This is a genomic window from Pseudomonas sp. TE36184 (assembly GCF_054060055.1).
Genome location: NZ_JBSSCU010000001.1, coordinates 819,547 through 831,962, shown reverse-complemented (window position 1 = coordinate 831,962; position 12,416 = coordinate 819,547). Strand labels below are relative to the sequence as shown.

The following is a 12,416-nucleotide window of genomic DNA, read 5'->3' as shown; positions in this document are numbered from 1 at the left end:
GGTAAACTCCCCTCCTTTTCATCTTCTCCACGGAGCTCGCCTTGCGTCTGTTTCACACCTCCGACTGGCACCTTGGGCAAAACCTGCATGGCCAGGAGCGCGACTTCGAACACGCCTGTTTCCTCGAGTGGCTGCTGAGTCAGCTCGGCGCGCACGCGCCGGACGTGCTGTTGATCGCCGGCGATATCTTCGACACGGTCAACCCGCCGCTCAAGGCCCAGGAGCGGCTGTACGATTTCATCATCAGCGCCCACGAACAAAACCCCAACCTCACGATTGTGATGATCGCCGGCAACCACGACTCCGGCTCGCGCATCGAACTGCCCGCGCCGTTGATGCGCCGTTTGCGCACCCATGCCCTGGGCCGGGTGTTGTGGCTCGATGACAGGCAACTGGATACCGAGCGCTTGCTGATCCCGCTGCCCGGCGCCGACGGCAAGATCGCCGCCTGGTGCCTGGCGCTGCCGTTCCTGCGCCCGGCGGAAGTCACCGGGGCGCAACTGGGCGACGATTACCTGCGCGGTATCGGCCAGGTGCATGAGTGGCTGATTGCCGCAGCCAACGCCAAACGCGAGCCCGGCCAGGCGCTGGTTGCCATCAGCCATGCACATATGGCCGGCGGTTCGGTGTCGGAAGACTCCGAGCGCAGCCTGATCATCGGCAACGCCGAAGCGCTGCCCGCCAGCCTGTTCGACGCCAGTGTCAGCTATGTCGCCCTCGGCCACCTGCACAAGCCGCAGCGGGTCAACGGCGAAGAACGCATTCGCTACAGCGGTTCACCGATTCCGTTGTCGTTTTCCGAAATCGGCTACCAGCACCAGATTCTCGACGTGACGTTCGACGGCGCAACCCTGCTCAGCGTCGAACCGCGCCTGATCCCGCGCGCGGTCAACCTGCAACGCCTGGAAGCGGCGCCACTGGCCGATATCCTCAAGCAGCTCGGCGACTTGCCGGACATCGACCTGCTCGCCGAAACCCAACGCCAGCCGTGGCTGGAAGTGCGCGTGCGCCTCGACGAGCCGCAACCCGACCTGCGCCAGCAAATTGAAACCGCCCTGCAAGGCAAGGCCGTGCGCCTGGTGCGTATCGCTGCCGAGTACGCCGGCAAACGCGGCAGCGACGACACCGACAACGAGCGCCTGATCGAACTCGACCAGCTCACCCCCCAGGAGCTGTTCAGCCGCGCCTGGCAGGACAACTACGGCAGTGAAGTGGATGAACAGACCTTGAAGGACTTCGCGGTGCTGCTCCAGGAAGTGCAACAGGAGGGCGAACAGCCATGAAGATCCTCGCCATCCGCCTGAAAAACCTCGCCTCCCTCGCGGGCCCGTTTGAGATCGACTTTACCGCCGAGCCCCTGGCCAGCGCCGGGTTGTTCGCGATTACCGGGCCGACCGGCGCCGGCAAAAGTACTCTGCTCGACGCGCTGTGCCTGGCGCTGTTCGGTGCCGTGCCACGCCTGGGCGATACCGGCCAGGCCAAGATGCCCGACGCCGACAGCGATATTTCCATCGGCGACCCGCGCACGTTGCTGCGACGCGGCACCGGCGGCGGGTATGCCGAGGTCGACTTTGTCGGCGTCAACGGCCGCCGCTACCGTGCGCGCTGGGAAGCCAACCGCGCCCGCGACAAAGCCAGCGGCAAGTTGCAGAACAGCCGGCAAAGCCTGATCGACCTGGACAGCGACCAGTTGCTGGCGAGCCAGAAAACCGAATACAAGACCCAGCTGGAGTTGGCCCTGGGCCTGAACTTCGAACAGTTCACCCGCGCGGTGCTGCTGGCGCAGAGCGAGTTCAGCGCCTTCCTCAAGGCCAACGACAACGAGCGCAGCGAACTGCTGGAAAAGCTCACCGACACCGCGCTCTACACCCAACTCGGCCGTCGCGCCTTCGACAAGGCCAAGGACGCCAAGGACGCCCACAAACAACTACAGGACCAGGCCACCGGCGTGGAACCCCTGGCCGAGCAAGCCCGCGCCGAGCTGGACCAACAATTGGCCCACGCGCAGCAACAGTTCAAAACCGAGCAAGCCCAGCTCAAGCAGCTGGAGCTGCAGCACACCTGGCTCAAGGAACTGCGCGAATGGCAGGAGCGCAAGCTCAGTGCCGTCGAACAGTTGCAACAAGCCCAGCAACACTGGGACAGCCAAGGCCCGCAGCGCGAGGACTTGAGCCGCCTGGAACAGTTGGCGCCGCAGCGCCATCACTTCGCGCGCCAGGCTGAGCTCGACACCTTGCTCACGCCGCTGGCCGCGCACATTCAAGCGCAGATCGAGCAGCAAACCGATCTGCATGGCCGCCAGGAGCAAGCCCTACAACAGCAGGCATCGGCCCAAACAGCGCTGGCCGCGGCCCTGCAAGCTCAGGTCGACGCCGGGCCTTTGCTGCGCCAGGCCTTCGAGGAACAGAACACCCTCGCCCACCTGAACAAGGAACTGGCCAAGCGCAACGAGGACCAGCAACAGCACGAAACGGCCTGCGCCGAAGGTCAGGCCTTGCTCAAGGGCTTGCAGGAAAAGCACACCCACGTCGCCGAGCGCCTGCAACGCCTGGCCGCCGGCCTGGAACGCAGCGCCGCCCTCGCGCCGTTGAGCGAGGCCTGGAACGCCTACCGCGACCGCCTGCAACAACTGATGCTGATCGGCAATCGCCTGAACAAAGGCCAGGCCGAACTGCCGCAGCTTGAACAGCGCGCCACCGCCGCCGCCGAGAAGTTCGCCCAACAACGCGATGCCCTCGACCTGCTGTACCAGGAGGCCGGCGCCGAACCTCACGCCGTCGCCGAGCAGATCCAGTTACTCGCCAGCCTGCTGCAAGACAATCGCAAGCAGCAACGCGCCTTCGAAGACCTGACCCGGCTGTGGGACAACCAGCAACAGCTGGACCAGCAAGCCAGCGTGTTGACGCAAAAACTCGCGGACGCGCAACAACAACGCGATCAGTTGAACCAGACCGGCCTGCACACCAAAGCCGAACTCACGCGCGCCGAACAGACCCTGACGGTGACCAAGCAACTGCTGGAGCGCCAGCGCCTGGCCCGCAGTGCCAGTGTCGAGGAGTTGCGCGGGCAATTGCAGGATGACCAGCCCTGCCCGGTGTGCGGCAGCCAAGCGCATCCGTATCACCAACCCGAAGCGTTGCTGCACAGCCTCGGTCGCCACGACGAAAACGAAGAGGCGATGGCGCAGAAAGCCGTCGACAGCCTCAAGGAAAAACTCACCGAGCTGCGCGGTGAAGTCGGCGGTTTGATCGCCCAGCAAAAGGAATTCCTGCAGCAACAGGAGCAACTGGCAATCCAACAGCAAGCCCTGGCGCCGAGCCTGGACGCGCACCCGCTGGCGGCCGCGCTGTTCAATCAGGAGGCGGCCCGGCGCAGCACCTGGCTGGCCCAGCAGCTCAGTCAACTGACGCAAAACATCACCCAGGACGAGCAACGCCAAGGCGCCTTGCTCAACCTGCAACAAAACGCCGGGCGCCTGCAGCAACAGCTGCAAGCCGCCCAGGACGCCAGCCAGCAGGCGCGCCAGTTACTGATCGACCAGCAACGCGAACTGGCCAACGACCGCGAACGCCTCGACGAAGAACTCCAGGCGTTCGCCAGCCTGTTGCCGACCGAGACACTCGAGGGCCTGCGCAGCGAACCGGCGGCGACCTTCGTGCAGTTGGACCAACAGGTTGGTCAGCGCCTCGAACAGTTGGCCCATCAGCGCGATGAACTGGCCGAGCAACAAGCGCGTCAGCAGGCGATCGAGAAAGAACACACCCATCAGCAACATCGCCAGCAGCAACTCGACGCATTGCGCCAGCAGGTCAGCGAACTGGCCGCCCAGCAACACGCGGCCCAGGAAAAACTCACCCGCCTGCTCGGTGAACACCCACGCGCCGAAGACTGGCAACAGCAACTCGAACAGGCCGTGGCGCAGTCTCGGCAAAGCGAAGCCGACGCCAATCAACAACTGCAGGACATCCGCAACGCCTTGATCCAACTGGCCGCCGACCTCAAGGCCCAGCAAGACCGCCAGCACACGCTGCACGCCGAACAGCACGCGCTCGCGACGCGCTTGGGCGAGTGGCGCGCCCTGCACCCCGACCTGGACGACGCCGGGCTCAAGCGCCTGCTGGCCTTGGACGAGGCCCATGCCAGCGCACTGCGCCAGCAACTGCACAACAGCGAAAAAGCCGTCGAGCAAGCCCGGGTTCTGCTGCAAGAGCGCGAACAACGCCTGGCCGAGCACCAGGCGTTGCACAACGGCAACCTCGACGCCGAACAGTTGGACGCCCAACTGGCCACGCTCAACCAGCAACTGGCCGAGGGCGAAAAACACTGCGCCGAACTGCGCGCGCGGCAATCCGAAGACCAGCGCCGCCAGGACGCCAACCACGCCCTGGCCGAACAGATCACCAAGGCTTATGAAGAATGGCAACGCTGGGCGCGCCTCAACGCGCTGATCGGCTCGGCCACCGGCGACACCTTCCGCAAGATCGCCCAGGCCTACAACCTCGATTTGCTGGTACACCACGCCAACGTGCAACTGCGCCAACTGGTGCGCCGCTACCGCCTCAAACGCGGCGGCAGCATGCTCGGCCTGCTGGTGATGGACACGGAAATGGGCGACGAACTGCGCTCGGTGCATTCGTTGTCCGGCGGCGAGACGTTCCTCGTCTCCCTGGCGCTAGCGCTGGGCCTGGCATCGATGGCCTCGAGTACCTTGAAGATCGAGTCGCTGTTTATCGACGAAGGTTTCGGCAGCCTCGACCCGGAATCCCTGCAATTGGCCATGGACGCGCTGGACGGCCTGCAAGCCCAGGGCCGCAAGGTGGCGGTGATTTCCCACGTACAGGAAATGCACGAGCGCATTCCGGTGCAGATCCAGGTCAAGCGTCAGGGCAATGGTTTGAGCACCGTGGAGGTGAAGTGAGCGAGGCGCTGCTGTACTCGTTTCGCCGTTGCCCCTACGCGATGCGCGCCCGCCTGGCCCTGCGCTATTGCGGCGTGCCGCTGCGGATTGTCGAAGTCAGCCTCAAGGCCAAGCCGGCCGAGATGCTCGCGCTGTCGCCCAAAGGCACGGTGCCGGTGTTGAGCGTAGACGGTCGGGTAATCGACGAAAGCCTGGACATCATGCGCTGGGCCCTGGCGCAAAACGATCCGCAAGACTGGTTACTGCAGGGTGATCCCGCGGTGCAGGCGCTGATTGCCGAGAATGACCTGGGCTTCAAACATCACTTGAATCGCTACAAGTATGCCGAGCGCTACCCGGAGCGGCCGATGGAAGCGTATCGGGCCGACGGTGAGGTGTTTTTGCAGAAGCTGGAGGCGTTGCTGGCTGACCGTGCGGGTTTGCTCGCCGATCATCCAAGCCTTGCGGATATGGCTGTGGCGCCGTTTGTGCGGCAGTTTGCCCATGTCGATCGGGAGTGGTTTGCGCGCACCTCATATCGACGGGTGCAGGCGTGGTTGCAGTGGTTTCTGGACTCGCCGCTGTTTATCGCGGTGATGGCCAAGCCTGAATCTGCCTGAATCGATGTGGGAGCGGGCGCGCCGGCTCCCACAGGGCGCTCAGTACTGGGTTTTGTGATCCAGTGCGGCGTAGAAGTTGGCACTCTGTTGCAGGTATTTCTGGGTGTAGGCGCTGGTGCTGGATTGTTTGCCGATGATGTTCACGCTGGCCGCAGCTGGCAGTGCAACAGTGGCGGAAACAGCGGAGGCGGCGATGATCGAGAAGAGATTGAAGTTCATGTCGGTAACCCTTGTGTTCGTTTGGTTGAGTGGCCGGGGAGGCCTTGGAACTCAACTTACGCCCGAGGGTTGGGCCTTAGAAATGCTTTGAAACAGTAGCTGTTATTAATCGAATTAATAAAGAGGATCAGGCCCCGACGTGCGGGGCCTGTGGCTTATTGACGCACCAGGAACTTGAGGTCGCTGGGCGCATCGATCGGTAGTTTTTGCACGGTTTTGCCGAGCAGGCCGGTGTGTGGGTCGCGTTCGACCACCACGATTTCATTGCTTTTCTGGTTGGCGATCAGCAGGAACTTGCCGCTCGGGTCCAGGCTAAACTCGCGCGGGTGGTCGCCGTCCACGGAACGGCGCTGCAGTTCCTTGAGATGCGCGGTCGCCGGATCGATGCTGAACACCAGCAACTGATTGGCCGTGCCGCGATTGCTCACGTACAGGAACTTGCCATCGCTGGAAGCATGCAGCGCCGCGCCGGCCTTGTCGGACACCGGTTGCCCGGCGGCGAAGTCCACCAGTTGGGTTTGGCTGAGCGTGCCGTCGTGGTAATCGAACACCGCGACCTGAGCGCTCATCTCGGTGGTCAGCCAGGCATGCTTGCCGTCCGCGCTGAACAGCAAATGCCGCGGGCCGCTGCCCGGCGGCAAAGGCACCGATGCCGGGTTGGCCGGGGTCAGGGGCTGCTCAGGGTTGGCCTTGGGATCGTAGCGGTAGGCAAACACCTTGTCCGCGCCGAGATCCTGCACAAACACATACTTGCCATCCGGCGCCGGCACCACCGAATGCACATGGTTGGACGCCTGGCGTTGCGGGTTGACCCGGCTCGCCGGGTGCCCGCTCAACTGCACGGGCGCCGCCAGTTTGCCTTGGGGGTCCAGCGGCAGAATCGCCAGGCTGCCGCCCGGGTCTTCAAGCACCGAATAGTTGGCGACGAACAGGTAGCGGCCATCGGCGGCCACGCTGGAATGCGTCGGCTCGCTGCCCAGGCTTTGAACCTGATTGATCAGCGTGAGCTGATGGTTCTGCGGGTCGATGCGGTAGCTGCTGACGCGACCGACCGCGTCCTGTTGGCCGGGGCCGTTTTCATTGACGACAAACAGATGCTGCTGATCCTTGGAGACCGTCAGCCAGGACGGGTTGGCCGTTTTTGCCGCCAATACCGGCTGGCCCTGGAACCGCCCGGTGCGGCTGTCGAATTGCAGGCGATAGATCCCTTCGCTGCTGCCGGCGGTGTAGCTGCCGACCAACAGTTCATAGGTGTCGGCCGGTGCGGCCTGTGCCGACATCGCCCCGACGCTGCCCGCGATCAACAAGGGCCAGAATTTACGCATCAGCATCCGCTTCATCCTCTTCATTATTATTGGCGGTGATTGCGCTCATGCAGACCAGACGGTGCTCGCCCACATCACCGGTCAGCGTCCAGCTTTGCAGAGTCTCATCGAAGACCGCGGCCTGCAGCTGTTCCAGACTGAAACTCCAGCGTTTTTGCGCACGGCCATCCATGGCGATGATCAGCAGCTTTTTTTCATCCAGTGCGAACTCGAAGGCATGCAGCCCGTCGATTTCAAGCATGTCGCTGGTGGCAAGGACGGCCGTCAAAGTAGTAGTCATCACAGTCTTTCATCAGGTTCAAAGGGCTAATGATAGGCCACTTTGCCGCCAGGACCTAAAACCATAACCGGCTACCGCATCGGCGCCACACTGCGGATTACCGTGCAAGGGCACGTCTTTATTCAACGTAAAGGAATACCCATGCCAGACCACAATCTCCCCCTCGCCGCCGACCCGCTGCGGGAAGCGCTTGAAGCCCAGTTTCTCAAGCGTCCGACACTGCGCGCAGTCACCGCGCAGATGCTGGCGCGCAACCTGGCGGAGAAATATCCGCCGTTGACACACCCCCTCGCCGACCTGCGACTGGCCGTACCCCGTGACGGTGGCGGGCGGGCGTTGCTGCCGTTGCTGGAGGTCGCGCTGAACCATCTCGCCGACGGCAGCTTTCCCGATGTGTCGATGCGCCACGGCCTGGATAGCTACTTGAGCGATGCCAGCGGCACGCGGCTCGGTTATCCGGCCAATGGCGCCCACGCCTATGATCTTGACGTCATCGAAGCCGTCATTCGCGAACTGCCGTCGCTGCTGTTTATTGGCTTCCAAGACGCTGTGGCCACCTATTGGGGCGAAGACAGCGACGCCGGCGGCAGCCGCTGGAAATGGCTGGCCGACGTGCTGCAAGGCACGCTGCTCGACGCCGCCGCACGCCACGCCCAACCGCTGGACATCCTCAATACCCTGGCGCGCTACCCAGACCGTGCCACCCGCGCACGCCGCCCGGCCCCCGACAACGCGATTCATGCCTATACGCTAGAGGCGCACCTGACGCGCGCAGGCAGCATGCTCACGCTGCAAGCGAGCGACCTGCTGGTGGTGTGCCGCGAGCAGGTGTTGCTGTGCCGTCTATCCGGCGCAATCGAGACCTACCCTGACCTGGACGCCTTCGGCCAGGCCTGGGCCGACCACCTGCAACAGCGCTTCAGCGTCGACAGCATCACCTGGCAGCAGTACGAACCCGACGGCAATATTTTCGAGGTCCAGGCCGCGCTGATCCTCAACCAGCAATTGGAGGACCTGGCCGCCCTGCAACTCCCGGCCAACAGCACGGTGCAGGCCTTGGAACAACAGTTTGCCGCCATCACCCAACCGGCGCGGTTTTTCGCCCGCGCCCGCGCCAGTGGCACGGCGCTGGCCACGCTGGCGTCTCTCCAGGCCGCCCTGCCCGACTGGCTGCAACGCGCCAGCGCCGCCGACCGCCTGGCTTACCGCGAATGCCTGCTTGAACAGGCCGGGATCAAGCGCCAGACCCTCGGCGATTCCGACTTCGATGGCCTGGAAACCCTGCATAGCTATGCCGCCGAGCACTTGAACCATCAACTGTGCCTGGATCGCGCTGTCGCCCTGGGCGGCCAGCGTACCTGCAACGACGCGGCACGCGCTGCCGGCTACCGGGCCGACGAGTTGACCCTGACCTTTCATGTCGCGGTGGGCAGCCTTGCAGGTGGTTACCTCGCGCCGGTATCCATGAGCCTGGTGGACCTGGCGCTGAAGAACCTGTCGGGAAGCCCCAGAGGCCGCATGACGCTCAGCCATCGCAGCGGCCGGGCGCTCGAAGCGTGGTTGACGCCCGCCTACGTGCTGCAACTGGTCCAACGTGTCGACATCGGCAACAACTATCCCGCCTACCTGCGCCGGGAACTGATGGGCGACACCGCCGCCGCGCGCAAACGCCAGCGGCTGTTCAACCAACAGCGGCCCCTGCACCTGAAAACCCAGGCGCTGGAGCACGCGCTCCGCGGCGAAGCCGGCCTGACCACGCGCGGCGCGCGCTGTGTGCGGGCACTGCTCGCAACCAACCCGCTGGCACGTCGGGTCGATGGCGACGAAATGGTCATCCGCCCCCTGGCCTTTCTACGCACGCCGGCAGCCATAGCGGACGTGGTGCAGAACATGTTCATCATCGAACCGCTCGACACCCGGCTGGGGCCGCACCTGCTGTACCGTCCGGCCTATCGCGACGCGCTGCTCGAGTTCAGCAGCCGCGAACACCTGCTGGCGGCCATTGTGCAACCCGGTGCGCTACAGGACAGCGTGCTGACCTGGCTGCCCGACCCGGCCAGGGCGATCTACAGCAACGGCGGGTTCAGCCAGCCGCACATCCTGCGCATCGGCATCGGTTCGGAGTTCGACCGGCTGCCCGAGGTGCCCAAACCCGCAGAATTGGCGCCGGCCGGCGATGCGAGCGGCGACGAAATCCTGCAAGCGCTCAACCACGGCAGCCTGATGGACTATCTGTTCGGCTGCGAAACCCGCCAGTTGCTGGACCAGGCCGAGCGCGAGTCGACCTCGAATGCGCAAAGCCGCTGGGCGTTGATCCTCGAAGGCATGCAATTGGGCTTCAACACCTTGTTGATGGCCGTGCGCGGGCCCCTGGCGACGATCGGCTGGCTGATCCAGGCGACGCAAAGCCTGACCCAGGACCTGCCGGCGCTGGAGAGCCCTGACCCTACGGCGAAAGAGCTGGCGTGGGTCGACCTGCTGCTCAATATCGGCATGCTGCTGGTGCATCAAGGCCCCCTCAGCGCGCACAGCGCCAGCCCGCCGCTCGACGAACAGCCCGTCACGCGCACGCCCTTCCGACGCCCGCCCGGCCTGGCAACCCGCCATGCAGCGGCGGTCGAACGCGGCGTCATCGGCCTGCCCAGCGAACCACCCGGCGGTGGCCGCACGCCGTTGGACTTCGACCATTCGTTGGCCGGCGACACCGCCGCGGCCGCGCTGTTGGAGAAACTGCGCGCCGTCAACGTGCCGTGGCCCGTGCCCGCTCCCGCGCCACTCGACACCGGGCCTCACCAAGGCTTGTACCGCATCAACGGCCTGTGGCATGCCTCGATGGCCGGGCTGTTATTCAGGGTCAGCATCGTCCCGGGTTTTGCTGACGTGTTCATCGTTCATCCGCAAAAACCCGAACATCCCGGGATTTTGCTGAGAACCGATGGCAACGGCCATTGGTCGCTGGACCGCGGGCTCAAACTGCTGGGTGGCGGGCCCAAGCGCCTGGCCGCCTTGCGCGAAGAAAACCTGCGCAAGAAACAAGAAGTGCTCGCCCGGGTGCAAGTGCTCAGTGAAGACATGCAGCACCTGATGGCGCCATTCCAGGCAGCGAGCACGCAGATATCACCCGCCCTGGACGCCTTGGTCAAACAACGCAAAACCGCGCAGTTGGTGTGGAACCTGCTGCAAAAAGCCAGCGACCAGCAAAGGCCCGCCCTGGAAACACGGCATCAGCGCGAAACCCTCAAGCATCAGCAATTGCGCACCGAATTCCAGATTCTGCTGGAGAACCTGGAATTGCTGTTTGCCCAATCACTGGCCCCGCGCCTGGAGATGGTCAAGCTCGGCGTAGAACTGGAAAAAGTCGGCGGCGCCGGCGTGCATGTGCATGACCGCGCGAAAATCCTCAAGACGGTCTGGGACCAACAACTGTTTATCCACGAGATGCTCCTGGGCCGGTTGAACGCCATGCGCTTTTCCGGCGCGGGCGAACCCATGGCGCGAATGGCGCGCCGCATGTTCGTGAATAACTTGCTCGGCGACTCGACGGTCTACGACGAATACGTGCGCAACGCCACCGAGTCAGCAAACATTCGCCAGCACATGGCCGAGGTTTCCGTTGCCATGGAAACCACCCTGGAACAGCTGGAAAACGATTCGCTGGCGGGACGCACGATACGCCAGGAATTGCTGGCCCAGATCGAATACCCGCAGAATTTTTTCCCCGACAACCTGCGGCTCAATGCCCTCGACTACCTGGCCGTCAGCAGCGTGGAGATGACCGATGTACGCCTGCCGCCGCAGGAAGAGCTGTACGTCAAACGCCTGGAGCAAACCGACCTGAGCGCGGCGCTGCTGTCTCACGTCGAAGTGCGCAGCAGCACCGAATACACCCTGGTCGAACAACGGCAGGTGTACGAGAGCGTGCTGAAAAAGTACCGCCGTTATGAAGAGGCGATCCGCGTACTCCAGGCGCTCAACCCGAGCCGCCTGCGCCCGCAGGCCGAACGTCTGCTGGCGGGCCTCGAATACGCCCAGGCGCTGGCGAACAGCGAGCTGGAATCGGTGGTGCGCAAGCAGGAAGCGTTGGAGGTGGTGCTGCCGCTGTCGAAAACCCTGCGCGCCAAGGCGCCGACAAAGCGCGTGTTCAAGACCCGCAAAAAAGAGTATTTGATCGGCGAACTCAAGCCGGCCGATGCGCAGAACGCCGAGGAGCACTTCACCCTCACCGATACGCTGACCGGTGAAGCCGTTGCCTCTTTCAACAAGCACGCGGACGGCTGGGCGACCACCGCCGAACCGCCTTCCCAAGCCCCCACGCAGCCCCCGCGAGGCCGCACGCTGGCGACCCTCAAAGGTTTGGCCCAGACGCTGATCGAACAGCGCCGCGACATTGAACGCGTCATTACCGCCGACCGGCAAAAACTCGACTCGCCGCGTACACGCCAACAGGTCAACCCGGGCGACTGGGATGAGCTGCTCAGCGGGCACGCGGACAAGCTCACCGCGCTGGCCGAGGAAATCCAGCGCGACCACCTCGACAAACCCTCGGCCCAGGACCTGATCGATGAGTACCAGGCCCAGGCCCGCGATATGCTGCGGCTGGCGGAACGGGTGTGCAGCGAGGGCTACAAGCGTCAATGGCCGACCCAGGAGAGCCTCGAGTATCTGTGGCAACACCAGCAGATCGATATCAACCTGACCAGCCTGGCCGACCCACAACGGCCGACCCTCAGTGGCGATTTCTTCACCGAATACGCGGTGTATGACAAAGCGAAAAAACCGCCGACGGTGCTGTGGTATGCCCACTTCCATTACGCCAGCGCCGACGCCCCGCCCGCGCGCTATACCCGCGCCCATCTGAAACTGGCGGAGCAGCGCAAATACACGCAGAAGGATTTGCTCAAGCAACACGTCCAGAGCAGCTTGCGCAACCCCCAGGAGCCGGGCGCCGAGCCGATCAGGCGGATTGTCTACGTATTGATCACGCCGCCGGTGGATCAGTTGTTCCTGGCGATCGCGCCCACACCGCGCGCAAGCCGGTGAGCGCAGCGTGACGTTGCCGGTGGGGGCGCAACCGC

The 12,416-nt window shown here is 64.0% G+C and carries 7 protein-coding genes; 4 read left to right on the top strand and 3 right to left on the bottom strand.

Features of this window, described 5'->3' with window-relative positions:
• Window positions 1–41: 41 nt before the first annotated feature.
• Genes ACVWZP_RS03815 through ACVWZP_RS03805 form a run of 3 tightly spaced genes read left to right on the top strand, consistent with a single transcriptional unit; the run spans window position 42 to window position 5,517 of the window.
• On the top strand, window positions 42–1,283 hold the full coding sequence (locus ACVWZP_RS03815; RefSeq protein ID WP_457369388.1) for an exonuclease SbcCD subunit D C-terminal domain-containing protein: 1,242 nt from the start codon (window positions 42–44) through the stop codon (window positions 1,281–1,283).
• Complete coding sequence (locus tag ACVWZP_RS03810) at window positions 1,280–4,918, top strand: AAA family ATPase (protein ID WP_457369387.1); 3,639 nt, start codon at window positions 1,280–1,282, stop codon at window positions 4,916–4,918. The genes ACVWZP_RS03815 and ACVWZP_RS03810 overlap by 4 nt, the downstream gene beginning before the upstream one ends.
• Window positions 4,915–5,517 carry a glutathione S-transferase gene (locus tag ACVWZP_RS03805; protein ID WP_457369386.1) on the top strand — a complete coding sequence of 201 codons (603 nt, stop codon included), beginning with the start codon at window positions 4,915–4,917 and terminating at the stop codon, window positions 5,515–5,517. Before ACVWZP_RS03810 ends, ACVWZP_RS03805 begins: the two co-directional genes overlap by 4 nt.
• Before the next feature lie 39 nt (window positions 5,518–5,556).
• Here ACVWZP_RS03805 and ACVWZP_RS03800 read toward each other — a convergent pair whose 3' ends face one another.
• From ACVWZP_RS03800 to ACVWZP_RS03790, 3 genes are all read right to left on the bottom strand, one after another.
• Window positions 5,557–5,736, bottom strand: a complete 180-nt coding sequence (locus ACVWZP_RS03800) for a hypothetical protein (RefSeq protein ID WP_046383659.1) — start codon at window positions 5,734–5,736, stop codon at window positions 5,557–5,559.
• Window positions 5,737–5,891: 155 nt separating this feature from the next.
• Window positions 5,892–7,067, bottom strand: a complete 1,176-nt coding sequence (locus ACVWZP_RS03795; protein WP_457369385.1) for a lactonase family protein — start codon at window positions 7,065–7,067, stop codon at window positions 5,892–5,894.
• Window positions 7,054–7,341 (bottom strand): DUF5629 family protein, encoded by a 288-nt coding sequence (locus ACVWZP_RS03790; protein WP_046383661.1) that lies wholly within the window; start codon window positions 7,339–7,341, stop codon window positions 7,054–7,056. Before ACVWZP_RS03790 ends, ACVWZP_RS03795 begins: the two co-directional genes overlap by 14 nt.
• Window positions 7,342–7,482: 141 nt before the next feature.
• On the opposite strand from ACVWZP_RS03790, the gene ACVWZP_RS03785 reads away from it, so the two are divergent.
• Window positions 7,483–12,381, top strand: a complete 4,899-nt coding sequence (locus tag ACVWZP_RS03785; RefSeq protein ID WP_457369384.1) for a hypothetical protein — start codon at window positions 7,483–7,485, stop codon at window positions 12,379–12,381.
• Window positions 12,382–12,416: the final 35 nt, after the last annotated feature.